A 25,481-nucleotide genomic window follows, 5' to 3' on the forward strand; every position below is an offset into this window, starting at 1 on the left:
TTGGCTGAAGCCAGCAAGAAACCCGCCTAACCGCACGCGCTCAAGCGCGGCGGCTTGCGGCGGGTTCCCAAAGGTCAATGCTGCGCGACACGGCAGAAGGGGCCAAAGAGAACCGCGCCATGCCAGGGCTAGTAGGGCCATACGGTGCCTGAACATCAGGGGATGGCGCACCTGTTTTCCTTATGAACGATACCCTTGCGACGACGATTACGCAATTGCTGGGGCTGCATGCGCAGGGCTTGCTTGATGATGCCGAGCTGACGGCCAAGCTTAATCAGCTGCGCGCCCGCGTCGGGGCGTCGGCGGTGGCCGAGGTGTTGGCAGCGTGCGCGACCGAGGCGCCGCTGTCGTCGCCAGCCGAGGTGCCGCGTGTCCATGTGCAGACCGTGACCGGCAGTCCGCAGGTGGCGGTGGCGGGCGATGTCCACGGACATGTCTTTCTCGATGGTCAGCGCACGGAGGCCCATGCCACCCTGCTTGCCACCTATCTCCAGCGGGTAGTGGCAAGGTGTGCGACGCTCTCGTTGCAGCCCTTTCATGATCAGCGCGATCTGCGCGAAACGTTGGCCGTGGGGCTGGCGCAGGTCTATACTGAATTGGCGACGACCGCTGATCCGGTGCCTCGCGAGCGACTGACGCCGGCGGAACTGGCGTCGTTCGATGCCGCAGCCTTCTGGCGTGACCATGTGGGTCCGCAGCATGGGCCTCGTCAGCGGCGCCTCTCGGTGATCCGCCCGGCGACGGACGACGAGCAGCGCCAGGCGCACGCGCTGCCGCCAGGGCAACGCGGAGGACGCCCTGATCGGCCTGACCCTTGGGTTGAACACGCCTGCGAGACGCTCGATGCGGCCCAGTTCGCTCAGATGGTGGCCGCGCATCCCTGGGTGCAGCTAACGGGGCCCCAACTGGTGACAGAGGCGGTCGCGGGAACGCCGCGCTTGGTGCTGCTGGGTGAGCCAGGGAGTGGCAAGAGTACCGTCTGCCGCTATCTCGCCCTGACCCTGGCCCAGGCGGCCCTGACGCCCACGGTGCCGCTGCCTGATGTCCTGCTGGGGTGGCCTGCGGCGACCGTGCCTCAGATCCCGGTGCTGGTGCCGCTGCTGCCCTTTGCCCGTCGGCTCGAAGCTGCGCCGGGACAGGCGCTGGATGCGACGGCGCTCTGGAATGACGTGGCGGCCACGTGGCAAGGCGAGGGCCGTTCGCCTGGGCTCGCGGCCGCGCTGCATCACGAACTCGACGCCGGGCGAATGATCCTCTTCCTGGATGGCCTGGACGAGGTGCCCACCGTGGCGACGCGCCGCTTGGTGGTTCAGGCGCTTGAGGCCTTTGCAACGGCGTACCCTGACGCTCATATGGTGGTGGCCTGCCGCGTGCGCGCCTACGAGGGTGCCCGCGACCACGGGTGGCACCTGGCGGGGTGGCCGACGGCGACCCTGGCCCCCTGGACAGACGGCCAGATGCGCCAGTTTGTGGCCGGGTGGTATGCCGCGATCGGTGGCCTGCCCGCAACCGAGCGTGCGCGGCGCCAGGCCGATTTGCAGCTGGCGCTCACGCGCCGCCCTGACCTGCAACGGCTCGGGAGCAATCCGATGCTGTTGACGATCATGGCGCTGGTGCATTTCAATGAGAGCCAATTGCCCGAAGAACGTGCGGCCTTGTACGGTCGCTGCGTGGCGATTCTGCTGGCCCGGTGGGAACTGGGACGGATTGGCTACGTGAGCGCCTATGGCTCGTTGATGACCTATCTCGGGATGCCCGAAGTGGATGTGCAGCGGTTGCGTCCGATGCTGCAACAGGCAGCCTATCGTGCGCACCAGGCGCATGCAGCGGGCCAGCCGGGTCGGCTTGCACGGGCCGAGGTGCGCGAGTTGGTCGCGGAGGCCTTAGCCGCGTTGCAGCATCCCAATCCCTACGAAGGGGCGAAACAGTTCCTGACCTACACCGACGGGCGGGCCGGGTTACTGCATGCGCAGGGGGCCGGGGAAGACTATGTCTTTCCGCATCAGACCTTTCAAGAGTATCTGGCGGGCCTGGAACTGGTGAGGGGTCCGGCCTTCGTCGAGCAAATGATGGCCGTGCGGCACGACGACCGGTGGCAGATTCCGATGATGCTGGGGCTCGGGCATGCGGTGCATGAAGGCTTGTTTGCCATCCCGTACCAATTCCTGAGCCGACTGCGCTGTCTGCGCGAGCGCAGTGCCGGGCAGCGACAGCAGGATCTGCTCTTGGCGGCAGTGATCGCGGCGGATGTGGGCTGGAAGCGGCTGCGACGCGGGGGCGACGAATTCGGGCAACTCCAGGAGGATCTGGCGGCGGATCTGGCGAGCCTGATCACCGACCCAACCGTCCCGGCGGCGGTACGCGTTCAGGCGGGTGCCCTGGTCGCGCCGCTGGGCGACCCCCGCCCCGGTGTTTGTACGCTGCCGCCCGCGATGGTGGAACTGCCTGGGGGCAGCGTGATGCTGGGGGTGACTGCTGCGGAGCTTGCCCAACTGCCAAATAATAGGCAGCATTGGTTTGACGATGCCGAGAATGAGGCGGATGTGCCTGTTCCTGGGTTCGCGATCGGGCGCTACCCGGTGACGAATGCGCAATATGCCGAGTTTATCGCCGCAGGCGGGTATGATCCAGCGGCCCCCTGGTGGGATGCGGCTGGGCGGGCGTGGCTGGCACGCGATGATGATGCCCCAGAGGGCTTCCGAGGCTGGCGGCGGCAGCGCAAAGATCAGCCAGAGGCATGGGATGACGAAGCGTTCGGGTATGGGCGTGGGAACTCTCCGGTGGTCGGGGTCAATTGGTATGAAGCCATGGCCTTTGGCCGCTGGCTGACGGCGTCTCTGAACGATGGCTTCGTCTACCGCCTGCCGAGCGAAGCGGAGTGGGAGTATGCGGCGCGGAGGCCAACGCGACGGATCTATCCGTGGGGGGCGGCTGAGCCTGAGGGTGAGCGGGCCAACTTTAATCGGATCTATGATGGCACGACCGCGGTGGGCTGTTTCCCGGCCGGGGCAACGCCGGACGGGGTGCTGGATCTGGCAGGCAACGTGTGGGAATGGACGCGGAGCGTGTATCGCCCGTATCCCTACGATCCCGCCCTCGACGACGGACAGGAGGAGGGGGCTGATGCCGCCGAAAAACGCTTTACACTTTGTGGCGGCTCGTGGTACGATGAATCGTTCAACCTGCGCGCGGCCAACCGCAACCTTAATACGCCCGACGGCCATCTTCGGAATGTGGGTTTTCGGCTTGCCCGGCACCCACATGTGTAAAGTGTTCTGTGTTCTGTCGCGTGACGTAAGTACCGCCGTGCAGTGAGCACAGGTACGGCTAGCGGGGGCGCGGCGCGGTGCCGGGGGGATGCAAGGGGGCGCACCCCCTTGCTTGCGCCCGTGGCGCAACGGCGCGGCATGCATCGCTTGCTGGCTCACATTCACTGGTCGCTATGTGCGCATCGCCTCGGGGCCGCAATGCATACGGGCACCAGGCGCGTGCCATCTTATGCCACGCGCCTGATCTTGGGCGCGGTCACACGTATGGACGCACCCCAGCTTCTGTGCCAAGGTTCGCACCCCCGTTGAACGTGCCGTTGGGCGGGTTGGGGTGAGTTCCCAGGTGGGTGGCCTCGCCACTCGTGGGGCTGATCGTTGCGTCGCCACCGTCGGGCAGCTGGATGGGTGCAGCGACGATCGCGTCGTTGCGGTCGCTGGGCTCGTTGGTGTCGCTGAGCAGCAATGAGCGGGCGACGGCGCTCAGGTCGGTGATGGCGGTCTGGATGTCCTGCTGGTGCATGCCGAGCAGATCGGCGTAGAGCTGGGCGCGGGCGATGACCTGCTGGTAGGCATCGGCTAGCGCCTATCGGTTAGGTTCACGTTAGCCGTATGGGTGCGCTCGGCCCTGAGCGGTTGATCCTCGATCCTGAGTAGATCGGGGAGCGCGAACCCCAGTAAGCAGATGGTCGCCGAGGCCAATCCGCCGACGATGAAAATCCCCCGTACGCCAATGAACGCGCCTAAGAGTGCCGCCAGGCCTAGCCCGAGCGGTGCCGCCAGGCCCATCACGGTACTCAGCAGTGAAAGCACCCGACCCTGGAGCTGGTTCGGCACCTGCGACTGAATGAGCGCAATCAGTGGCGCATTGCCAGTTGAAAACGTCACCCCGCTCAGGGTCCACCAGAATACGGCGAGCCAGAAGAGCGAACTGGGCATCAGGGCAGTGAAAGCGACGGTGACGCATGAGATCGCGAACGAGAGCAAGATAGTCACAATCCGACGCTTGAAGAGCGGCACGGCAGCGATGAGCGCGCCGCCGACGATAATTCCGATCCCAGCCAGCCCTTCCATCAGGGCTACCTGATTCACACCGCCACCAAAATGATCCTTGACCAGTAGTGGGGTAAGCGTGAAGGTAGGCATGATCGTCAGCACGACCAGGGCCACCAGTCCATAGAGCATCAAGAGGGCGCGGTTGTGGACGATGACGTGCGCCCCGCCGAGAAAGTCGGTCCACAGACCACCACGCTGAGCCACGTTGCGCGGCGCCTGGGGGATACGATAGACCAACAGCGGGACGATCCCGAACAGTGCGGTAACGACATCTATCAATAGCGCACCCTCGAAGGGCAAGAAGGCTAACAACAACGCCCCCAGAGGTGCGGCGGCAATCGTCATCACCCCCTGGAGCATCTGGTTGAGCCCGGCCACCCGGCTGAGCCAAGCGGTGGGGACGAGCATCGCCGTGCTTGCTGCTGCCGCCGGAGCCTGAAACGCTTGCATGCTGCTACGAATGAACATCATCACGTAGAGGTGCCAGAGCTGGATCTGATCGCTCTGGAAGAGCCAGACCAGCCCGAGCATACAGGCGGCCGAGATCACATCGGCAACGATCATAAGCATCCGGCGGCTGTAACGGTCGGCCAGAATGCCGCCGAGGGGACCAAGCAGCGCCTGCGGCAGCAACGCCATCACGCCTGCAATGGACAAGGCGGTCGTCGAGCCGGTATTGAGCGTGATCCACCAGAGCAAAACAAACTGGGTCAGCGCGCTGCCAGTTAACGAGAGCGCCTGGCCAAGCCAGATGCTCCAGAAACGGAGTTGCCACGGCTCACTCGACGCGGGATCGGGAGCCGACGATGCAAGGTCGTGCTGGGCCTGCATAAGCCTCCATGAGAACTGGTCGCCCATGATTGAATAGATTATCTATATTGACAATCTATATTTGATTATAAGCTTGTTGCGATAGATTGTCAACTCTGATAGAATATCATTTTGATCTGGATTGCAGTGAACCACGAGTGACAGCAGGAGACCGATGGGGAGAAAGAGCATTGCCGCAGCGCGGCGCGCAGAGATCCTGGCAGCCTTTGAGCGCTGCATCGGGCGTTACGGCATTGATGTCGCCCTTGATCGCATTGCCGAAGAAGCCGGGGTGCAGCGCAGCCTGATCAGGCACTACCTGGGCAACCGCGACGAAGTCGTCATGCAGCTGGTCGTACGGATTGCCGAAGAGTACCCGCGCAAGGTCGCTGCGCAGATGGATCTGGCAGTGGAGCGCGGGGGCGCGGGCATCCTTGAGGTTTTCTTTGGCCATGACATGATCAAGCCGACCGACGTTGAAGCGCTCAATGCGGTGCTCAATGCGCCGCCGGAGCGCTACCCGCAGGCGCGTGATCTAGTCGCCCAGGCCTGCGAGGCTATCGTAACCCAGGCGACAGCTGGGCTGGCGCGCCTCTACCCTCAGGCTCCGCAGGCGCATTGCCGCGCGGTCGCGTACAGCCTCTTCTGTATGGCAATGGCGCACGACGATTTTCGTTGGCTTGGCCTTGATGCCCGTTACAATGAGATGGTTCGTGAGCAAGCTGCGCAGTTGATCAATGCACTTGGGGGTTGACATGCTCCTGGCCGCAGACGTGCTGGAGATCAACCGGCGGGACCGAGGCGGACACACCATCATTCATAGGGGGCTCCTTATCGCACGCCCCCCACACCGCGCCACGGGCGCGGTACGCTGCCGCTGCGGCTGCGCCTTGTAAGGATATCCAGCGGTTTCGTGAACGCTCGGTTGTTACTCACTCATACCGCGTACCACCCAAATGGGCTGAACCTCCATATCCGTTCAGGGCGGGGAGCTAGACGCCGTGCTGCGTGGCGAGAATCGTATCCGTTCAGGGTGGGGCAATTGCCTCACTTCTGAGTTGCGAGAAATCACATGATCCGGCATATTCCTCCTATCAGAACGGAGCCGACCACATCCTGCGGGCGCGATCTTGATCCAGTCTTTGTAGACCCAGCCGGATACGGTTTCGCCATTGGTCGACTCGCCCTCGACCTGATACCATTGTCCACCACGATAGAGCACACGTACATTGGTACCCGGATCTGCCTTGATCACCTCGCGCCCCTCGAACTCATTGGGGATATCGAAGCTACGGATGGTACGAATAATTTCGCCCAGTACTGACTCCCCCGGCTCCAGCGGAGGCGCTGCCGTCGGTTTGGGCACGGCCGTTGGCTCGGGCACGGCCGTTGGCTCGGGCACGGCCGTCGGTTCGGGCACGGCCGTTGGCTCGGGCACGGCCGTTGGCTCGGGCACGGCCGTTGGCTCCAGCGTTGGCACGGCAGTGGGCGGCACCGGCTCCGCTGTGGCGGTAACGACGATCACCTGGGTCTCGACGCGTACCACCTCGCGGGTGACTTCCTGCATAACGACACGCGTAACTTCGATGGGTGCTGGGATGGCAGCTGGTTGTGCGGTACAGCTGAAAGGTCACTTAGGTCTCCGTAATCATATGGCGGACGCTTTTGTATTGTCAGAACGTCAATGATTTTAGCTTCTTCGGTCACGGCATAGACGATCCGCCACCGATTTAATGCGCAGGCGCCGTAATTCATAGGGCCGTGGCTCCTCGTCCACCCCAGGTGGTGGCACGTCAAGCGCTTTGCTGGTTGACGGACGCGGCGTGTCGGCAAGGCGATCGATATCCCGACGTAACCGTTGTCGCATATGGCCAGGAAGGGCCTTCACTTCGCGCCACGCCCGTGGGGTGAGATAGATGTCGTACTGGCTCATGCCACGTCATCCGCCACATCGGTCCATTTCACCCACCCCGCCTTGCCGCGGTCGCCGCCTGCGGCTTTCAATTGGGCAAACGCTTCCTTGGCAATGGCCACATCCTCCAAGGTTTCCAGCCACTCAATCAGCGCTTCCCAGTCGTCCGCACTTAAGACGGCCAATCGCTTGCCCTTCACTGTGAGGCGGTGACGGCGTTGCAGGCGCAGGTGACGGCGCTGGTGGCACAGGGGCAGAAGGGGTAAGGGCCGCCGTTGCGTCGGTGGTGTGGATCGGTATGGTTGACGCCAAGGCGCAAGGGCGCTGAGGGAGTAGTGGGCCAACCTCTGCGGCTCCCCGTCTCTGCGGCTCTGCATTAAAACAATCAAGCCAAAGGTCACGGGAGGCGCTACGGTTTGAGGCATCACCATGCGCAGCTTTGCGTCATGGCGTCACGTGAGGGCATGTTTAACGCAGAGGCGCTGAGGCGCTGAGGATTATGAGGGACGCTCGATCCTCTCACCAACTCCGTCAGGCGCATGATCCACGCGCTCCCAACCTCGCCAAGATACCGCTTCACCAACGCACTCGTATCGAGAAAAGAGATGCTCATACCTTCGGGCCACGCTGTTCAAGCACAAGCTCGCTGAGTGTTGGGCCGCCACCTTGCGCGAGCGCGGCCTGCACTTCTTCTAATGTTGCGGTGGAGCGCGCGGCACGCTCCTTTTCCTCCGGTGACAGTTCGGTCAGTAGACCAGCCGCACGCAGCACGGCGGTTGCGCGCTCGCGCTCGCTCAGGGACACATCGGCAAGTTGTTCGGCCAGCAGCTTCGCGGCCACCGCCTCGACCGGTGCGCCACGCTGCGCGGCTTCCACCAGCAAGCGCTGGTAGGTGTCAGGTGAAAGATCGAGCGTGATTGTTGTCATACGTGCTCCTTTTTCAGTCTTGATTCTACCACACGAATGGAAAGGGGCAAGGTGAAACAGTCTGGCGAACGCTTCGCCCCGCTCCTGGCGAGCCTCGATGAGCAGGACACCGCACTGATCGACCGGGTGCTGGCGTTGATCGCGTCGCCGTGAGGGCAGGTTTAACGCAGAGGCGCAGAGGCGCTGAGGATGATGAGGTACTTTGTCTCCCTGCCTTTGCGCCTTCGCGCCTTTGCGTCAAAAAAACAAGCCTCGTGCGGCACGCTCCCTGATTTCCTTGGGTAATACCATCATTATCATATGTAAATATGCTATACTTGCTTTCAGATAATGTGGCATCGCTCATGCCCCCGCTGCCATTGTCGTCAGGGGTTACTGCTGCTTACTATACCCCGAACCAATGCTCGTCCATCACACCAGGGAGCCGCAGATGCGCCTCGAAGCATTGACCATTGGACAGTCGCTCATCGGTATCGAGCCCGCTGCGGTTGCCACCGTGATTGCAGTGCTGTCCATTGGGGATGGCGCGGTGCAGATCGTGTACAAGACTCCCGATGGCTCCATTAAGGAACGCCTGCTCGGGCGCGATGATGAAGCGACGATTGACCTCGCCACAACTGAGCGCCCGTGGTCTTTTGATGGGAATGGTGAGGACTTCAAGCTCGTTGTTGAAGCCAAACGCATTGACCTCGCCTTCCTCTTTGACCCGATGATGGCGGTGCATACGTCCAACGTCCAACCGCTCCCCCATCAGATTACGGCGGTGTATGAGTCGATGCTCCCCCGCCAGCCCCTCCGCTACGTGCTGGCCGATGACCCTGGGGCGGGCAAGACGATTATGGCCGGCCTCTACATTCGCGAGTTGCTGATGCGGGCCGATGCGCGACGCATTCTCATCGTTGCCCCCGGGAGCCTGGTGGGCCAGTGGCGCGACGAACTCTTTGAGAAATTCGGGCTGGACTTCCGTGTCTACACCCGCGACCTTGAGGATGCCTCCCCCAGCGGCAACCCCTTTGCGGATCACCATCACCTGATTGTCCGGTTGGATCAGATGTCGCGGAACGAGGACGCTCAGGAGAAACTCTGCCGTGCGGCCTGGGATCTGGTCGTGTTTGACGAGGCCCACAAGCTCTCGGCGCACTTTTCAGGGCGCGAGATTGCGCGCACCAAGCGCTTCAACTTCGCCGAGAAGCTAGGCCAGCACACTCGGCACCTGCTCCTGATGACCGCCACGCCACACAACGGCAAAGAGGAGGATTTTCAACTCTTTCTCTCGCTGCTCGACGCTGACCGTTTCTACGGGAAGTTCCGCGACGGTGTCCACAAGGTTGACGTGTCCGATCTGATGCGGCGCATGGTGAAAGAGGAGATGGTGCGCTTCGACGGCACTCCGCTCTTTCCCGAGCGCAAGGCGTACACGGTCAACTACACGCTCTCGGCCCTTGAGTACGCGCTGTATGAGGCGGTCACCCAGTACGTCCAGATGGAGATGGGCAAGGCTGACCAACTCGACGGTGCGCGTCGAGGCTCGGTGGGCTTCGCGCTGACCTCGCTCCAGCGCCGCCTCGCATCCAGCCCCGAAGCCATCTTCCAGTCTCTCAAGCGGCGCAAGGAGCGCTTGGAGCGTCGGCTTCAAACAGAACGCCTTGGCCCCGCTGGTCAGACGATCCTCGCCGAAACGCTCGTGGGTCTCCCTGAGGATGACGACGACTTGACGGCGGAGGAGCAGGAGCAGCTAGAGGAGACTCTGGTAGACCAGGCCAGCGCTTCGCGTACCATCGCTGAACTTGAGCAGGAGATCGCGATCCTCAAGGCACTTGAGCAACAAGCCAAAGCGGTCGTTGCCTCGGGGCAGGATCGTAAGTGGGACGAACTCTCACAGATCTTGCAGAACAACCCGGAGATGCGCGACGCCGCTGGACGCCAGCGCAAGCTCATCGTCTTCTCCGAACACCGCGATACGCTGAATTACCTGCACCAGCGAATTGCGGGCGTGCTCGGCACAAGCGCGGCGATTGTGACCATTCACGGTGGCACACACCGCGATGATCGCCAACGCATCCAGACCCTCTTTCGTTCCGATCCTGAGACGCGGGTACTCATCGCCACCGATGCGGCGGGTGAGGGCGTCAACCTGCAGACCGCCAACCTGATGGTCAACTATGACCTGCCGTGGAACCCCAACCGGCTTGAGCAGCGCTTCGGGCGCATCCATCGTATCGGGCAGCACGAGGTCTGTCACCTGTGGAACTTGGTCGCGAAGGAGACGCGTGAGGGCGCTGTCTACCACCGCCTCCTCCAGAAACTCGAAGTCGAGAGCGGGGCGCTCAACGGCCGGGTCTTCGACATTCTCGGCGAGGTCTTCGAGAATATCAGCCTCAAGGATCTCCTGCTGCAAGCCATCCGCTATGGCGACCAGCCAGAGGTACGCGCCCGCCTCGGCCAGCGGATCGAGAGCGCCCTCGACTACGCGCACTTGCGGGCGATCCTCGACCGCAACGCGCTGGCCCAGGAGACGATGAGCCCCGAGCGGATCTTCGCGGTGCGCGAGGAGATGGAGAAGGCTGAGGCCCGCCGCCTCCAGCCCTACTTTGTCCGCTCGTTCTTCATGAAGGCGTTCAAAGCGCTGGGCGGCTCGATCTACCCGCGTGAGGCGGAGCGCTTCGAGATCACCCACGTCCCAGCCACGATCCAGGAGCGTGACCGCCTGATCACCGGGCGCAACCATCGCGAGCCCGAACCCGTGCTCAAGCGGTACGAGCGCGTCTGCTTTACGAAAGAGGCCATGCAGCCGCTTGATCGTCCGGGCATCTCCCGTGCCGTCTTGCTCCATCCTGGTCACCCGCTCATGCTTGCGCTCAGCGACCTGCTGCTCACGCAGCACGGCAACCTCCTGCGCCAGGGGGCTGTCCTGCTCGACCCGGCGGATGAGGGGACGACGCCGAGCCTGCTCTTTCTGCTCACGCACGAGATCAAGTCTGGCGACGGCCAGGTGCTGTCGAAGCGCCTTCAGTTCGTGCGCGTGGCGCCTGACGGTTCGGCCACCTTCGCCGGCTGGGCGCCGCACCTCGACCTAGAGCCAATCGGCCCAGATGACCGAGCCCTGCTCGACCCGGTGCTTGCCGAGCCCTGGATTCGGGTTGACCAAGAGCAACGCGCCCTCGCGCTGGCCGCCGCCACCCTCGTGCCCGATCACATGCGCGAGATCGCGGGGCGGCGGGTCGCCTACGTCGACAAAGTGCTCGCCGCCGTCCACGAGCGCCTGACCAAAGAGATTGCCTTCTGGTCGGATCGCTGGCTCAAGCTCAAGGAAGACCTGGAAGCAGGCAAGGATGTGCGCCTCCCCCTGGAGAATGCCCGTCGCACGATTAGCGACCTTGAGGGTCGTCTCGATAACCGCAAGCAAGAGCTCCAAGCCATGCGCCACGTCTCCTCGGCCACGCCGGTGGCCCTCGGCGGGGCATTCGTCATTCCAGCCGGGCTGCTGCGTCGTGTGCGTGGCGAGACCACGCCCACTGCGGTGGCGACGTTCGCGGCCGATGCGGCTGCCCGCGCCCGCATTGAGCGCCTCGCCATGGACGCCGTGCGCCGGGTTGAGGAGGCGGCTGGCTGCTGCGTTGTCGATGTAGCGGCACAGCAGTGCGGCTGGGATCTCACCTCTTACCCACCAGCTACCGACGGCAAACAGCCCGAGGTGCGCCACATCGAGGTGAAGGGGCGGGTCAAGGGTGCGACCACCGTGACGATCACCCGCAACGAGATCCTCTACGCCCTGAACCAGGCTGACAAGTTCTTGCTGGCTATTGTGTTCGTGAACGAGGATGACACGGTTGACGGCCCCTACTACCTGCGGAACCCGTTCGATCAGGAGCCCGGCTGGGGTGTCGCGTCGATAAATTTTGACCTGCGCACCTTGCTCAACAAAGGAGTGACCGCCCAATGACCCCTCCCATCAAATCCCCCCGCAAGCTTATTGAAGTCGCGCTCCCGCTTGATGCCATTAATGCGGCGGCGGCACGGGAGAAGTCGATCCGGCACGGGCATCCCAGTACGCTGCACCTGTGGTGGGCGCGGCGTCCGCTGGCTGCAGCGCGGGCAGTTATCTTTGCTCAGCTTGTGAACGATCCGGGCTACCAGCAGGGTGGCGGGTTCAAGTACGGCATGAATAAGAAGGCTGCCGCCGAAGAGCGCAAACGTCTGTTCAAAATCATCGAGGATCTGGTGCTGTGGGAAAATACGACGAACGAGGAGGTGCTGGAACGCGCCCGAGCCGAGATTCGCCGCTCGTGGCGCGAAGTCTGCGAGCTGAATAAGGATCACCCGGAGGCTGCCGAACTCTTCAACCCAGAGAAACTCCCCGCACTGCATGACCCATTCGCCGGAGGAGGGTCAATCCCGTTAGAGGCCCAGCGACTTGGGTTGGAGGCATACGCTTCCGACCTCAACCCAGTAGCTGTATTGATCAACAAGGCGATGATTGAGATTCCGCCGAAGTTTGCGGGGCGTGCGCCGATAGGCCCAATCCCCCAGGGTGAGGAGCAGGCATCCTTCACCAAGAAGGAGTGGCCAGGGGCTACAGGTCTCGCGGAAGATGTGCGTCGTTATGGTGTCTGGATGCGTGAGGAAGCGCAGAAGCGCATTGGTCACCTTTATCCAAAGGTTGAGATCACTGCCGAGATGGCCCGCGAACGACCAGATTTGAAGCCCTTAGTTGGTCAGAAACTCACTGTCATTGCATGGCTCTGGGCGCGTACGGTCAAGAGTCCGAATCCGGCCTTTTCGCATGTGGATGTGCCGCTAATATCATCCTTTATTCTCTCCAGCAAAGCGGGTAAAGAGGCGTATGTGCAGCCGGTGGTTGAGGGAGATCGCTACTGGTTCACCGTGAAGGTGGGGAAGCCGGAAGATGAGGCAGCGGCGAAGATGGGCACGAAGTTGGCGCGTGGGGCGAATTTTCGTTGTCTGATGTCGGATACACCGATTGCACCTACGCGTATTAAGTCTGAAGGAGTTGCTGGGCGCATGAGCGCACGGCTTATGGCGATTGTGGTTGAGGGAGATCGCGGGCGAGTCTACCTTACACCACTGCCTGAGCATGAGGCGATTGCACAACAAGCAAAGCCGGAGTGGGTTCCAGAGACATCTCTTCCCAATGATCCGCGCAACTTCTGGACAGTGCAGTACGGTCTTGTCACTTTTGGTGATCTCTTCACTCCACGCCAACTCGTCGCGCTGAACACCTTTGTCGATCTTGTGGGCGAGGCGCGTGAGCAGGTGCGGCGTGATGCGCTGGCGGCCGGGATGTGCGATGATAGGCGTGGAATCGATGCGGGCAGCAACGGCGCGACGGCGTATGCGGAGGCAGTGGGGGTTTATTTGGCGTTTGCGATTTCAAAGATTACCAATATCGGCTCGTCAATTGCCTCATGGATGAGTGATCGTGGTGCATTTCGTGAAACGTTCGCTCGCCAGGCAATTCCAATGGTTTGGGATTTTGCCGAGGCTAACACGTTTGCCGATGTTGGAGGAAGCCTTGCAACAGCACTCGATAAAGGCGCAATGGCAATCGCCACGTTCCCAGCTACCCCAACATCAATTGCTTCACAAAATGATGCTTCTTCGCAGGAAATTGCCCTCGGCAAATTAGTGTCTACTGATCCTCCTTACTATGACAACATTGGCTACGCTGATCTCTCTGACTTCTTCTATGTCTGGCTGCGGCGCACGCTGCGCCCGATCTTCCCCGATCTCTTTGCCACGATTGCCGTACCCAAAGCGGAAGAGTTAGTCGCTACACCCTATCGCCATGGTGGAAAAGAAAGCGCAGAGAAGTTTTTCCTTGAGGGAATGACTCGGGCTATGCAGCGTCTTGCTGAACAAACTCATCCGGGCTTTCCTGTAACCATTTACTACGCCTTCAAGCAGGCGGAAACTCTGGGTGCGCGGGCCTCTGGCCCTCACCATGCGGGCCAGAGGTCCGCGCACCCAGGTACGGTCAGCACGGGGTGGGAAACGTTCCTCGACGCGGTGATCTCTGCTGGCTTTGCTATTAGTGGCACCTGGCCGATGCGTACAGAAGGTTCAGGGCGCATGATTGGACAGGGTACTAACGCCCTCGCCTCCAGCATCGTCCTGGTCTGCCGCAAGCGCTCCGCAGATGCGCCCACCATCTCCCGTCGCGAGTTCCTACGCGAACTGAATGCGGTGCTGCCCGAAGCGCTCGATGAGATGACCCGAGGGGCAGGCGCCGACCGCTCGCCTGTTGCGCCGGTGGATCTCTCTCAGGCCATTATCGGCCCCGGCATGGCGGTTTTCTCCAAGTACGCCGCCGTGCTTGAGGCGGATGGCACACCAATGAGCGTCCGTACCGCGCTTCAGTTGATCAATCGCTTCCTGGCCGAGGACGAGTTCGACGCTGATACGCAGTTCTGCCTGCACTGGTTCGAGCAACACGGCTGGGGCGAGGGTCGCTTTGGCGTTGCGGATACGCTCTCCCGTGCGAAGGGCACGAGTGTAGAAGGAATGCGCGACGCGGGCGTGATTGAGTCCGGTGGCGGCATCGTGCGCCTGCGTAAGTGGTCGGAGTACCCACGTCATTGGAACCCGCAGAGCGATACGCGTGCCCCGGTCTGGGAGACCCTTCACCACCTTATCCGCGCCCTCAAGCAAGATGGCGACGCTGGCGCGGGAGGGGTACTCGCCAGTGTGCGCGGGAAAAGCGAGGCAGCACGACAACTGGCGTATCGCCTCTACACGCTCTGCGAGCGTCAGGGCTGGGCCGATGACGCCCGCGCCTACAACGAACTGATCACCAGTTGGAGCGGCATCGAGCTTGCCGCCGCTGATGCACCGACGAAGCCGACGCAGCGTAGTCTCTTTGACTGATCGTTCAGCGATTGGAGCCATACGATGAAACCCTGGCGAGAAGTAGCAATTCCTCACCCGGATGTGCTTGAGGGAACCTTCCAGCAATCCGAGTTCGCTGCGGACATTACCGCTGTCCGCTCTGGCAACGCCTCTCGGGAGTACCAGGACGCTGCCGCGTTCTTCCAACGCACGTTCATCACCGAGGGCATGCGCCTGCTCCTGATTCAAGTCGCCCAACGCCTGAACGGACGCGGCGGCGAGCCAGTGATCCAGCTCCAGACCGCTTTTGGTGGCGGGAAGACGCACACCATGCTCGCGGTCTACCACCTTGCCACCCGGGCAAGGAACTTGAGTGACTTGGTGGGCATTCCGGATCTCATCGACCAGGCAGGTCTGATGGACGTACCACAGGCCCGCGTTGCCGTGCTGGATGGGAACGCCCACGCGCCTGGTCAGCCGTGGTTGCATGGCACACAGCGCATTCGTACGCTCTGGGGCGAACTTGCATGGCAGCTCGGCGGTGCCGAAGGGCTCGCCCTGGTGCAAGAGGCGGATGCCACGGGCACCTCACCCGGGAAGGATCTGCTCAAGACGCTGTTAGCGCAGTATGCCCCCTGCGTGGTGCTGATTGACGAACTGGTCGCCTACATTCGGCAATTCCAGGAGGGGCAACCCCTCAGTGGCGGTAGCTTTGACAGTAACCTGTCCTTTGTTCAGGCGCTTACCGAGGCGTGCAAGCTTGTGCCCAATGCCATCCTGCTTGCCTCCTTGCCTGAGTCAGAGATCGAGGCTGGCAGCCAGCGCGGGGTGTCCGCGCTGCGAGCGCTGGAAAAGACCTTTGGTCGTGTGCAGGCCTTGTGGAAGCCTGTCGCAACCGAAGAGGCCTTCGAGATTGTCCGACGGCGCCTGTTCGAGCCCGTGAGCGACGCCCATGCCCGTGACGTTGTCTGTCGTGCCTTCACCGACGCCTATCTTGCCGAGGGAACCCGGCTGCCCAGCGAGACCCAGGAGACCCGCTACTTCGACCGGCTGGTTCAGGCGTATCCCATCCACCCGGAAGTCTTTGACCGGCTCTACGAGGACTGGACAACAATTGACGGCTTCCAGCGCACGCGCGGCGTGCTCAAACTGATGGCGAAGGTGATCTACCGGCTGTGGAAAGACGCCAACCAGGATTTGCTCATCCTCCCCGGCAGTCTGCCGCTCTACGACGGCAGCGCACGCAATGAACTGACGTACTACCTCCCTGCGGGATGGGATCCCGTGATCGAAAAGGACATTGATGGCGACCGGGCTGAGACGACCGATCTCGAGAGCAAAGAGCCGCGTTTTGGTGCCGTGAACGCAGCCCGCCGAGTGGCTCGCACGCTTTTCCTTGGCAGTGCGCCCTCATCCGGGGCCACCAAACCAGGCATCCGTGGGATCGACCGCTCGCGGATCCTCCTGGGCTGCCTCCAGCCAGGCCAGACCGCCTCGACCTACTCGGATGCACTGAATCGCCTCGCGGATCGGCTGCATTACCTCAACAGCTCCGGCGACAAGGCCCAGGAGACGACGCTCTTCTGGTTCGACACACGGGCCAACCTCCGCCGTGAGATGGAGGAACGCAAGAAGCGCTTTGACGATACGAGCGACATCCGTGGGAAGCTAGACAGTGTCCTCAAGAAGCTGACCAATGGAATCACCTATTTTGATGGCACGCACGTCTTCACCCCCCACGCAGATGTGCCTGACGACAGTGCGCTGCGCCTCGTCTTGCTGCTCCCTGAGCAGTTCTACTCCCGTGACGAGACCCGCCAGGGGGTCGATGCGGTGCTGGACTACGTACGGAACCACGGCCTCAAGCCGCGTTACCGGAGCAACCGGCTCATCTTGCTCGCCCCCGACCACGGCTCGTTGGTGCGCCTACGCGACTGCATCAGGATCGCGCTCGCCTGGGCTTCGATTGTTGATGACGTGAAGAGCGGGCGGTTAAACATTGATCAACTCCAAAAGCGGCAGGCAGAGAAGGAGTTACAGACCGCTGAGGATGTACTACCACGGGTCGCCCGTGAGTGCTACCGCTGGCTGCTCTGCCCGGTACAGCACACGCCCACCGATCCGCGCCCATCCGTCGAGGCCTTCCCGCTCAACACCAGCGGCGCATCATTGGGCAGCGAGATCGAGCGCGTATGCGTAGATAACGAACTCGTGATCAGCGCGTGGTCGCCCATCCACCTACGGACAAAGCTGACCGCTCTGTACTGGAAACCTGACAAAGCGAGCGTCGCGGCGCTTGCCTTTTGGGAAGATACCCTCCGCTACCTGTACCTGCCGCGCTTACGAACGCGCAGTGTCTTAGAGCAGGCCATCCTCAAAGGGGCGGCCAGTCGCGACTTTTTCGGGACGGCCTACGGACAAAGCGACGGTGTCTTTGCGGGCTTCCAGCTTGGCAACGCCAACATTCAGGTTGATACCACCCTCCTGCTGATCGAGCCGACGGCAGCGGCGCAGTACGAGGCAGCCCTGGCTGCGAAAAAGGCCGAGAAGGTGCCAACGCCCCCAGTGGAACCACCGCAGCCACCTGGCCCTGGCCCGGGCTATCCTCCGATCCCAGGCGGCTCATCAAAACAGCTACAGGAAGAAGGGGGTTGGGGCAAGCCGACGCCCCCAAGTGGCGACGACAAAGCAAAGGCCCACACCTTCATCGGCACCGTTGACGTGAACGCAGCGACCGCCAAGACACGCTTGGTTGAAATCGCTGACGAGATCATCAGCCACCTAACGAGCGACATGCTCGCCTCGGTCCAGGTCAGCATCGAGATCAAGGCCGATTTCCCTGCGGGGGTTTCTGATCAAATCAAGCGGGTTGTCTCGGAGAACGCCGCGAATCTGGGGTTTAAGAACAAGACGTGGGAGTAAGCAAGGCATCAAGAAGGGAGTTCCGATGACGACCATCCTCATCCGCGAGATCGCCACCGCCGCCGACGGCCCCAACGCCACCCTGAGCATCGACGGTCAGGGCGAGTACCCGGTCACGGTGCGCGACCCTTTCGACCCGGAGGAGGAGCGCCTCTTGGAGTGGTACTTCGAGCAGTGGCTACACTTCCCCTTCACCAACTCTGTCCGGGCCGCCACGGCCGCCCGTAGCATCCAGACCTACGGCACGCGCCTCTTCGACCAACTCTTCGCTGACCGCAGCGCCTTTGCGCACTACAGTCAGGTGCGCCAGACCAATCTGGGCGAGATCCGGATGGAGATAGCAGGCTCGCCCGCCTTCCATGCGCTGCACTGGGAGGCGCTCTACGACCCGACCCTCCAGAAGCACCTGGCCCTGGAGGCGACCATGGTGCGCCGTACGAGCGCCCCACCCGCGTTGCGCGCCGAGGCCCGCCCCGGCCCGACGATCAACCTGCTGCTGGTGACGGCCCGCCCCGGCGGTGCCCACGATGTCGGCTACCGCACCATCGCCCGGCCCCTCGTCGAGTTACTGCGCCAGAGCAAGCTCCCTGTGCAGGTCGACCTGGTACGCCCAGGGAGTTACCAGGCTCTGGTGAACCACCTGAACGACACCCGCGACCGCCACGGCCCGGGGTACTACCACATCATCCACTTTGACCTGCACGGTGGCCTGCTGCGCTACGACGAGTTCGACCGCTTTGACCAGGCCGCCCGCCACCTGAGCGCCCACACCTTCATCGGTTCACGCTACGGGCGGGGCACCCTGGAACCCTACGAGGGCCAGAAGGCCTTCCTGTTTTTTGAGGGCGCAACCGAGGGCAAGCCCGACCCGGCGGAGGCATCTGAGGTTGCCGCGCTCTTGCAGACCCACCAGATCCTGATCGTCATCCTCAACGCCTGCCAGTCGGGCAAGCAGGTAGGGGCCAGCGAGACCAGCCTGGGCGCACGACTCATGCAGGCCGGGGTGCGGCTGGTGCTGGCGATGAGCTACTCGGTCACGGTGAGCGCGGCTGAGCGGGCCATGCAGACCCTCTACAGTCAACTCTTTGCCGCAGCCGACGTCGCCCATGCCGTGCGCCGGGCACGCAGCGAGTTGCACGCGGACAAGCGCCGACGGGCCTACTACCGCCAGATCATCGAGCTCGATGACTGGCTGCTGCCAGTGGTCTACCAGAACGCCCCGGTGCGGCTGCACCCCACCCCGATGGGTTCCGAGGAGCAGGCAGCCTTCTACGAGCGCCAGGCCCAGCGCTACGTGGTCGCCGCACCGACCTACGGCTTCATTGGCCGCGACCTGGACATCCTCGCCATCGAACGCCGCCTGCTCGGAACCAAGAACCTGCTCCTCGTTCGCGGGATGGGCGGGGCCGGCAAGACCACGCTGCTGCGCCACCTGGGTGCCTGGTGGCAAACCACGGGCTTGGTTGACCAGGTCTTCGCGTTCGCCTACGACCAGCGGGCCTGGACGCACCAGCAGATCCTCGACGCCATCGCCCAGAAACTGCTGACCTCAAAGGAGTATACCGACTTCCAGGCCAGGAGTCCGGCGGCCCAGCAGGCGCTGATCGCAGCCAGGCTGCGGGCCACCCGCCACCTGCTGATCCTCGACAATCTCGAGTCGATCACCGGGGTGGAACTCGCCATCCGCCACACCCTGCCCGAAACCGAGCGAGCGGCGCTGCACAGCCTCCTGGGCGCACTGGCCGACGGACAGACCCTGGTACTGCTTGGCTCGCGGGCGGCTGAAGCGTGGCTGTCCCCCGGCACCTTCGGCAACAACCGCTACGAACTTCCTGGACTGGATGCAGAGGCCGCCAGCGATCTGGCCGAAGCGATCATCAAGCGCCAGGGCGGGGCGCAGTACCGTGGCACCGAGGAACTGACCCGGCTGATCGGGCTGCTTGGCGGCTTCCCGCTGGCCCTGGAGGTCGTGCTGCCCAACCTGGCGCACCAGCGTCCGGCCGAGATCCTAGAGGCGCTGCAAGCCGGTGACGCCGTGATCGACCCCAACGCCGACACCCAGGACAAAACCCGCAGCATTCTGCGCTGCATTGACTACTCGTTCAGCAACCTCGACCCAGAGGCGCAAACCCTGCTGACCTGCCTTGCGCCCTTTGTGGGCGTAATCTTCACCAACACGCTGGGCAGCTACATCGCAAAGCTGAAGCAACAGCCAGCTTTGGCCGGGCTGCCCCTCGACCGGCTGCCCGAGGTGGTGCAAGCGGCAGTGGCCTGGGGCCTGCTCGCGCCGCACCCGCAGGCCGGGGGCTTCCTGAGCATCCAGCCAACGCTGCCCTACTTCCTCCGCCATCGCCTCGCGGAAGCGGCGCCGCATGGCCTGAGCGAAGCGATCGCACGCGCCTTCGTAGCCCTGTACCAACAATTCGGTGCGGAAATGAATCGGCTGCTCACGGCGAAGGAGGCCCAGCAGCGCCAACTCGGCGCGGCCTTCGCCGGTCTGGAGTACGAAAACCTGCTTGCCGCCCTGGAGGCGGCCCTGACCCACCAACTGTCGCTTACCGGGATCTATGTCGCGCTCGACGAATTCTGGGACATCACGCAGGAGCATCAGCGCGGCATCATCGTCGGCGAGCGAGCACGCCAGGCGTTGGCCCGCTACCCCGTTGAACGGCTCCAGGACAGGGATGGCTTCTTTCTGATGCGGGTCGGTGGTGACATCGCACGTCGGCGACAAAATGCCCGAGAGTATGATCGTGCAGCCGAAATATATACGTCACAGCTGCCTCTCGTGGATCAACTGCTTGGATACCCCGAAAAACAACGTGGGCTTTGGAAAGCAGTCACCTACCATGAACTGGGCCGCGTCGCGCAGGCGCAGCGCCAGTGGGCCCAAGCCGAGCGCTCCTACCAGCAGGCCCTCGCCCTCAAAATCGAGTTCAACGACCGCTACAGCCAGGCCAGCACCTACGGACAGATGGGCATCGTCGCGCAGGAGCAGCGCCAGTGGGCCCAGGCCGAGCGCTCCTACCAGCAGGCCCTCGCCCTCTTTGTCGAGTTCAACGACCGCTACAGCCAGGCCAGCACCTACCATAACCTGGGCCGCGTCGCGCAGGAGCAGCGCCAGTGGGCCCAGGCCGAGGGCTATTACCAGCAGGCCCTCGCCATCTACGTTGAGTTCAACGACCGCTACGAGCAAGCGGGAACCTACCATCAATTGGGCCGCGTCGCCGAGGAGCAGCGCCAGTGGGCCCAGGCCGAGGGCTTCTACCAGCAGGCCCTCGCCCTCAAAATCGAGTTCAACGACCGCTACGAGCAGGCCAGCACCTACGGACAGCTCGGCCTGCTCGCCGAAGCGCAAGGGCAGCTTGCGCAGGCCCAGCAGCACCTGCTCCAGGCCCTGGCGATCTTCGCCGAGTACAGCGACCAGCACAGCCTGGGCATCACGCTGCAAAACCTGGCCCGGCTGCGGGCGGCGAGCGGCGATGCCACGCTGGCGGCAGCGGTGGCGCAGGTGCTCGGCGTGAGTGTGGCGGAGGCCGAGCAGCAGCTTCAGGCTGCGGCACCCAAGGATGCGCCGGAGCAGCAGGGCGGCGCAGAGCCCAACGCGTGATACCATTTTAGATTTTAGATTTCAGATTTTGGATTGCCGCGCATGGCGTTCCAATGCGCCCTGGCAGCACGACCGATGCGGAGCCTGAAACCTTGCCTGAGGGGAACACCAGATGGATATCCAGATTATTGTTGACAAGGATCTCGGCATCGCGCCAGCGGAGATCGTTGCGGCCTGGAACAGCGGGCCGTACGGCGCGACCCCGGCCCGCCTGGAACTCGACCCAGCGGTCGCCTATGATGCCGGGCTCCTCGAACTCATCGTGCTCACCGTGACGACGATTGGCAGCACGCTTGTGGCGAGTGGGATCCAGCAGATCGTGAACGACATCTTCACGGCCAAGCACCCTGCGCAGCCCGGAGTTGAGCCGCCCCAACCTCCACCATCGGCGGCCACAGGGGAGCCGCCAGTCGAGGTGATCCAGCTGACAAACCAAGATGGCAGCCCGCTGCTTGTTGTTCGACGACGGAGCTCGATCACGGAATAGGACGGGATGAGGATGAAGCTGCGCCCTTTTTTGACGCAAAGGCGCAAAGGCGCAAAGATCTTCACCCACGGCAGGGCGCAGCAGCGATGGGGACGGCGATGTGATCAACGGAGGCGCAGGGGCTGCTGCGCCCCTCCTTTTTTGACGCAAAGGCGCAAAGGCGCAAAGATCTTCACCCACGGCAGGGCGCAGCAGCGATGGGGGCGGCGATGTGATCAACGGAGGCGCAGGGGCTGCTGCGCCCCTACGTGACTCACCTCGACTCGCGTTGGGCTCGTGTTCAGATGTGGAGGAACAGGCCAGCCTGGAAGCAAGGGCCTCCCGCGCTCGAAGGCATGCCGAGGGCAGGACGCCCTCGCTCCCAGGATACGGGTAAACAGTCACCTCCTTGGTTGTGGATGGTTTAGCTTAGGAGTTCAAGGATGGATCATCGCGTCGCCTACAAAGTCTACTACGAAGACACCGATAGCCTGGGAGTTGTCTACTATGCCAATTATCTGAAGTATCTTGAACGGGGGCGGAGCGAATTTGTGGGAGCCCAAGGCAAGCCGATCGAGCAATGGAACCGTGAAGGCTTCTATTTTGTCGTCTATGCGCTCACGATGAAGTTCAAGAAAGCGGCGACGTTGGGCGATATGGTCGAGGTTGTGTCGGCCTTTCGTTTGACATCGGCATATCGCGCGCGCTTTCGCCAACGCATCGAGTGCCGTGGCGACCTCCTTGTCGAGGCTGAGGTCGATATTGTATGCATCAATTCGCAGCAGCAACTCCGCGAATTTCCAGCGTTTGGGGCGGGCTGACCCTGCTCTCTGGGCTCATCGTCGCACTGGTGATGTACGACGCCGTCGGCTGGACGAACGTAATTATGCCGCAGGGTCAGCATCAATCGGTGAGCAGATTTCAACCAACGTGCCATCTGGGCAGCGGACATACGAGACCACTTGGCCCCACGGCTTCGCCTCAGGCGCTTTCAGTTCGGTCGCACCCGCAGCCAGGGCTTTCGTGTGAGCGTCAGCGACCGTGGGCGTCACCAGCGCAACTTCAACGCCAAGGGGCGTCATGGATTCGCTTGCCGCAACAAACCCGTTGGGCAGGTTCATGTGCCCCAAGGCATGCGATGCAAACGCGAGCGTGGTTGCTCCCGTCTCAAGTTCGCCGTAGTCGCCAGACTCGTGAAGAAAGCGTCGCACGAGCCCAAAGGCACGTTCAAAGAAGGCCAACGATGCACCGACATTGGGAACATAAATGATGGTGTAACCAAATTTCATGCGTGCTCCTGTTTTGTGCCCTAACGGCGACCATTTGCCATTGACAATCCGTCAGCACTAGCCAAACGCCTGGTTTCCGGCGCCTTCTTCTGCGTTACCTCTATCCGCGAGGGCCATTGTACCATCTGGCTCAAAAGATAGGAAGCCACGAGACGATGCTCCGCAGGGCGATTGCATCATACGAAACCGGATACAAAAAGACGCGCTATCAGGGCACCCGCAAGGGGTGCCCGTACACCGGATCCGGCCCCCGGCCGGTAGGGGCACCCCTTGCGGGTGCCCTGGCGGGTGCCCTGGCGGGTGCATTCACGGAAGATGCAATCGCCCTGCGATGCTCCGCAGGGTGATTGCCTCTCTTGCGTTGGTGAGTGCCGCCAGACCGGCGGAGCGCCCCCACCGTCGCCGTCAACTGCTCGGCGACGGTGGGCGAAGCCGGCCCTGCGCTGGCTCGCTCCAGGCTCACGGCTTGCCCCAGGGGGGGCCGCATGCTATCATAGCCAGCAAAGATCATCTGCCGAAGCTGCTACTAAAATACGGGATTACCGTCGAATAAGGACATGTATGCCTACGACGCTTGACCGCTGGCTCACCCGCAGCCTCTTCCTGAGCGTTGGTTTCAACGCAATGGGTGCGTTCGCATTAGCGTTGCCTCAGGTCTTCTACCCAATCCTTGGAATACCCGTGCCACCGCATCCCGTGTACCAAGCCGTCACGGTTCTCACGATCGCGTTGTTTGGGCTTGGATACCTGCTCCAGGCGCGCGCCGTGCAGCGTGATCGCACGTTCTTGACCATCGCCGCGCTCGGCAAGGCCGGATTCTTTGGGATCTTCCTGGTAAGTTGGATCGCCGGCTTGGTTCCCTGGACGGCGCCACTGGTGACGTTTGGCGATGTGATCTTTGCTGCGGTGTTTGTGGCATGGTTGTGGAAAACGCGCTCTGAGCAGGTCTAGATGCCATACTTTCCCCACTTCAAGCGTCAGGCCAACGCAGTCGTTCCCCCGAAGGAAGGCGCAGTTGGGATGCGGAGACTAAGCCAGTGGCGCGCCACAGTCCCACTCCTGGCCCGCATGGAACAGGAGCTTGGTGGTACACAGCCCCAACGACAGTGACGTTACAACAAAGCCGCTCAGGGAGACCCTCCCTGAGCGGCTTCGTGATGCCTGCACGGCAATGCGAAGAGCCGTTACGGCAAGGTCAGCATGTAGGCCACCAGATCTTCAATCTGCGCTGGGGTGAGCCCCTGTTGCTGTTGATAGACGGCTGGCATCGTTCCTGCAGCAAAGCCGTCCACGAGATAGGCGTTTGGGTTGATGATTGAGACGCGCAGGTACTGCGCGGCACTCAGGTCAGGCTGGCGTGAGGCGGCCGTAGCGCCAATACCGCTCAGACTCGGCCCCACGAGGGTGCCGCTCCCCGGAGCGATATTGTGGCAAATGTTGCAGTTGATCCCGCCTACGGCGATGGCCTCGGACGGCAGGGCGGCGAAGAGGACGGCCCCCGCAGCGGCATCGCCGGTGGTCTCCACAGGTCCGGCCTCGGCAGCGCTGACGGGTGCCGCAGTGGCTTGCGTCGCACGGCTACGGGCAGCAACGGTCGGGGCCGGGGTCGCGGTCGGCACAGTTGTCGCGGTCGGGGCTGGCGGCAGGGTGGCAGCGACTGGCTGCGGTGGCATGGCCGTCGTAGCTTGCTGGCCCATCCCTCCGCCGAAAACAACGATCAACCCAACGCCAACCAGCCCCAGAACCAGGGCGGCACCGATCAGGATCAGCAGCGTGGGATTGAGCAGTGAGGGCTCTGTGCGCCCAGAGCGAGATGATGACGACCCACGGCGATCGTGGTTTGTTGGACGCCAGCTCATATGCATACCTCCATAAAAAACGGGTTCGACCACTTCATTGCGCTGAGGAGACGATCAATGCATGACATGACGACCGTGATCCTGATCAACCGCGCCGGGATGGGCGAGACCGACCCGGCCCTGCAGCAAAAGTTGCTGGCGACGTACCTGCGTCTCCTCAACGAAAACAACAGCCTCCCCGCCGCCATCTGCGTCTACACCGAGGGAGTCAAGCTCGTCGTCCACGGCTCGCCCGTGCTCGCCGAACTTCAGGCGTTGGAGGCTCGGGGCGTCCACGTCATCAGCTGTCTCACCTGTCTCGATTATTATGGCCTGACCGAACAACTGGCAGTCGGGGTGATCGGCGGCATGCCTGACATCATCGCAGCCCAGTGGGGTGCCCAGAAGGTGATCACGTTGTAGGGGCAGTACGGTCATAGACCTTGACCAGCAGGATGTGATGGTTACGCCATGCCGTACCGCTCAGCGGCGTCACCTTCCGGTGCGATTCGTCACTTGCGCCCCCCCGCCAGAGGGCG

The 25,481-nt window shown here is 62.6% G+C and carries 18 protein-coding genes; 10 read left to right on the plus strand and 8 right to left on the minus strand.

The window, feature by feature from the left end:
- The first annotated feature begins 182 nt into the window (after positions 1–182).
- Complete coding sequence (locus A9Q02_RS15345) at positions 183–3,269, plus strand: SUMF1/EgtB/PvdO family nonheme iron enzyme (RefSeq protein WP_097653968.1); 3,087 nt, start codon at positions 183–185, stop codon at positions 3,267–3,269.
- Positions 3,270–3,525: 256 nt separating this feature from the next.
- Here the strand turns inward: A9Q02_RS15345 and A9Q02_RS15350 are convergent, their stop codons facing one another.
- Both A9Q02_RS15350 and A9Q02_RS15355 read right to left on the minus strand, forming a co-directional pair.
- Positions 3,526–3,789, minus strand: a complete 264-nt coding sequence (locus A9Q02_RS15350) for a hypothetical protein (RefSeq protein WP_097653969.1) — start codon at positions 3,787–3,789, stop codon at positions 3,526–3,528.
- A 56-nt stretch (positions 3,790–3,845) separates the two neighbouring features.
- The gene (locus A9Q02_RS15355; RefSeq protein WP_097653970.1) at positions 3,846–5,153 is read right to left on the minus strand and encodes an MFS transporter; all 1,308 of its coding nucleotides are present in this window, start codon (positions 5,151–5,153) and stop codon (positions 3,846–3,848) included.
- A gap of 154 nt (positions 5,154–5,307) precedes the next feature.
- Between A9Q02_RS15355 and A9Q02_RS15360 the strand changes: the two genes are divergently transcribed.
- Positions 5,308–5,886 carry a TetR/AcrR family transcriptional regulator gene (locus tag A9Q02_RS15360; protein WP_097653971.1) on the plus strand — a complete coding sequence of 193 codons (579 nt, stop codon included), beginning with the start codon at positions 5,308–5,310 and terminating at the stop codon, positions 5,884–5,886.
- A gap of 225 nt (positions 5,887–6,111) precedes the next feature.
- Here A9Q02_RS15360 and A9Q02_RS24675 read toward each other — a convergent pair whose 3' ends face one another.
- From A9Q02_RS24675 to A9Q02_RS15380, 4 genes are all read right to left on the minus strand, one after another.
- A complete protein-coding gene (locus A9Q02_RS24675; RefSeq protein WP_141508952.1) occupies positions 6,112–6,699 on the minus strand; it encodes a hypothetical protein in 588 nt (195 codons plus the stop codon).
- Between the two features lie 123 nt (positions 6,700–6,822).
- Positions 6,823–7,065, minus strand: coding sequence for a type II toxin-antitoxin system RelE family toxin (locus tag A9Q02_RS15370; protein ID WP_216361531.1), 243 nt, complete (start codon positions 7,063–7,065; stop codon positions 6,823–6,825).
- Positions 7,062–7,229 carry a hypothetical protein gene (locus A9Q02_RS15375; protein WP_216361532.1) on the minus strand — a complete coding sequence of 56 codons (168 nt, stop codon included), beginning with the start codon at positions 7,227–7,229 and terminating at the stop codon, positions 7,062–7,064. Before A9Q02_RS15375 ends, A9Q02_RS15370 begins: the two co-directional genes overlap by 4 nt.
- A 424-nt stretch (positions 7,230–7,653) precedes the next feature.
- Positions 7,654–7,971 carry a hypothetical protein gene (locus A9Q02_RS15380; RefSeq protein ID WP_097653973.1) on the minus strand — a complete coding sequence of 106 codons (318 nt, stop codon included), beginning with the start codon at positions 7,969–7,971 and terminating at the stop codon, positions 7,654–7,656.
- Positions 7,972–8,401: 430 nt separating this feature from the next.
- On the opposite strand from A9Q02_RS15380, the gene A9Q02_RS15385 reads away from it, so the two are divergent.
- The 6 genes from A9Q02_RS15385 (at position 8,402) to A9Q02_RS15410 (ending at position 22,636) form a co-directional block, all read left to right on the plus strand.
- Positions 8,402–11,914 (plus strand): helicase-related protein, encoded by a 3,513-nt coding sequence (locus A9Q02_RS15385; protein WP_097653974.1) that lies wholly within the window; start codon positions 8,402–8,404, stop codon positions 11,912–11,914.
- The gene (locus A9Q02_RS15390; protein ID WP_097653975.1) at positions 11,911–14,856 is read left to right on the plus strand and encodes a DUF1156 domain-containing protein; all 2,946 of its coding nucleotides are present in this window, start codon (positions 11,911–11,913) and stop codon (positions 14,854–14,856) included. Before A9Q02_RS15385 ends, A9Q02_RS15390 begins: the two co-directional genes overlap by 4 nt.
- A gap of 24 nt (positions 14,857–14,880) precedes the next feature.
- Positions 14,881–17,739, plus strand: a complete 2,859-nt coding sequence (locus tag A9Q02_RS15395; RefSeq protein ID WP_097653976.1) for an ATP-binding protein — start codon at positions 14,881–14,883, stop codon at positions 17,737–17,739.
- A gap of 25 nt (positions 17,740–17,764) precedes the next feature.
- The gene (locus A9Q02_RS15400; protein ID WP_097653977.1) at positions 17,765–21,349 is read left to right on the plus strand and encodes a tetratricopeptide repeat protein; all 3,585 of its coding nucleotides are present in this window, start codon (positions 17,765–17,767) and stop codon (positions 21,347–21,349) included.
- Positions 21,350–21,461: 112 nt separating this feature from the next.
- Entirely contained in the window at positions 21,462–21,836 is a 375-nt protein-coding gene (locus A9Q02_RS15405; protein ID WP_097653978.1) for a hypothetical protein, read from the plus strand.
- 422 nt (positions 21,837–22,258) lie between these two features.
- Entirely contained in the window at positions 22,259–22,636 is a 378-nt protein-coding gene (locus A9Q02_RS15410) for a YbgC/FadM family acyl-CoA thioesterase (RefSeq protein ID WP_097653979.1), read from the plus strand.
- A 63-nt stretch (positions 22,637–22,699) separates the two neighbouring features.
- On the opposite strand, the gene A9Q02_RS15415 is transcribed toward A9Q02_RS15410, so the two are convergent.
- The gene (locus A9Q02_RS15415; RefSeq protein ID WP_097653980.1) at positions 22,700–23,104 is read right to left on the minus strand and encodes a VOC family protein; all 405 of its coding nucleotides are present in this window, start codon (positions 23,102–23,104) and stop codon (positions 22,700–22,702) included.
- A 561-nt stretch (positions 23,105–23,665) separates the two neighbouring features.
- Here A9Q02_RS15415 and A9Q02_RS15420 point away from each other — a divergent pair.
- Positions 23,666–24,055 carry a hypothetical protein gene (locus A9Q02_RS15420; protein ID WP_097653981.1) on the plus strand — a complete coding sequence of 130 codons (390 nt, stop codon included), beginning with the start codon at positions 23,666–23,668 and terminating at the stop codon, positions 24,053–24,055.
- Between the two features lie 233 nt (positions 24,056–24,288).
- Here A9Q02_RS15420 and A9Q02_RS15425 read toward each other — a convergent pair whose 3' ends face one another.
- Positions 24,289–24,963: a c-type cytochrome gene (locus A9Q02_RS15425; protein ID WP_172451023.1), complete on the minus strand. Its 675-nt coding sequence runs from the start codon at positions 24,961–24,963 to the stop codon at positions 24,289–24,291.
- A 57-nt stretch (positions 24,964–25,020) separates the two neighbouring features.
- On the opposite strand from A9Q02_RS15425, the gene A9Q02_RS15430 reads away from it, so the two are divergent.
- Positions 25,021–25,365, plus strand: a complete 345-nt coding sequence (locus tag A9Q02_RS15430; protein WP_167857607.1) for a DsrE family protein — start codon at positions 25,021–25,023, stop codon at positions 25,363–25,365.
- Positions 25,366–25,481 lie beyond the last annotated feature (116 nt).

The sequence above is a fragment of the Candidatus Chloroploca asiatica genome (assembly GCF_002532075.1).
Classification (GTDB): domain Bacteria; phylum Chloroflexota; class Chloroflexia; order Chloroflexales; family Chloroflexaceae; genus Chloroploca; species Chloroploca asiatica.

Bases quoted from the DNA above. Each gene is read 5' to 3' on its own strand.
- A9Q02_RS15345 (WP_097653968.1), top strand. From the start codon at position 183: ATGAACGATACCCTTGCGACGACGATTACGCAATTGCTGGGGCTGCAT.
- A9Q02_RS15350 (WP_097653969.1), bottom strand. From the start codon at position 3,789: ATGCACCAGCAGGACATCCAGACCGCCATCACCGACCTGAGCGCCGTC.
- A9Q02_RS15355 (WP_097653970.1), bottom strand. From the start codon at position 5,153: ATGCAGGCCCAGCACGACCTTGCATCGTCGGCTCCCGATCCCGCGTCG.
- A9Q02_RS15360 (WP_097653971.1), top strand. From the start codon at position 5,308: ATGGGGAGAAAGAGCATTGCCGCAGCGCGGCGCGCAGAGATCCTGGCA.
- A9Q02_RS24675 (WP_141508952.1), bottom strand. From the start codon at position 6,699: ATGCAGGAAGTCACCCGCGAGGTGGTACGCGTCGAGACCCAGGTGATC.
- A9Q02_RS15370 (WP_216361531.1), bottom strand. From the start codon at position 7,065: ATGAGCCAGTACGACATCTATCTCACCCCACGGGCGTGGCGCGAAGTG.
- A9Q02_RS15380 (WP_097653973.1), bottom strand. From the start codon at position 7,971: ATGACAACAATCACGCTCGATCTTTCACCTGACACCTACCAGCGCTTG.
- A9Q02_RS15385 (WP_097653974.1), top strand. From the start codon at position 8,402: ATGCGCCTCGAAGCATTGACCATTGGACAGTCGCTCATCGGTATCGAG.
- A9Q02_RS15390 (WP_097653975.1), top strand. From the start codon at position 11,911: ATGACCCCTCCCATCAAATCCCCCCGCAAGCTTATTGAAGTCGCGCTC.
- A9Q02_RS15395 (WP_097653976.1), top strand. From the start codon at position 14,881: ATGAAACCCTGGCGAGAAGTAGCAATTCCTCACCCGGATGTGCTTGAG.
- A9Q02_RS15400 (WP_097653977.1), top strand. From the start codon at position 17,765: ATGACGACCATCCTCATCCGCGAGATCGCCACCGCCGCCGACGGCCCC.
- A9Q02_RS15405 (WP_097653978.1), top strand. From the start codon at position 21,462: ATGGATATCCAGATTATTGTTGACAAGGATCTCGGCATCGCGCCAGCG.
- A9Q02_RS15410 (WP_097653979.1), top strand. From the start codon at position 22,259: ATGGATCATCGCGTCGCCTACAAAGTCTACTACGAAGACACCGATAGC.
- A9Q02_RS15415 (WP_097653980.1), bottom strand. From the start codon at position 23,104: ATGAAATTTGGTTACACCATCATTTATGTTCCCAATGTCGGTGCATCG.
- A9Q02_RS15420 (WP_097653981.1), top strand. From the start codon at position 23,666: ATGCCTACGACGCTTGACCGCTGGCTCACCCGCAGCCTCTTCCTGAGC.
- A9Q02_RS15425 (WP_172451023.1), bottom strand. From the start codon at position 24,963: ATGAGCTGGCGTCCAACAAACCACGATCGCCGTGGGTCGTCATCATCT.
- A9Q02_RS15430 (WP_167857607.1), top strand. From the start codon at position 25,021: ATGCATGACATGACGACCGTGATCCTGATCAACCGCGCCGGGATGGGC.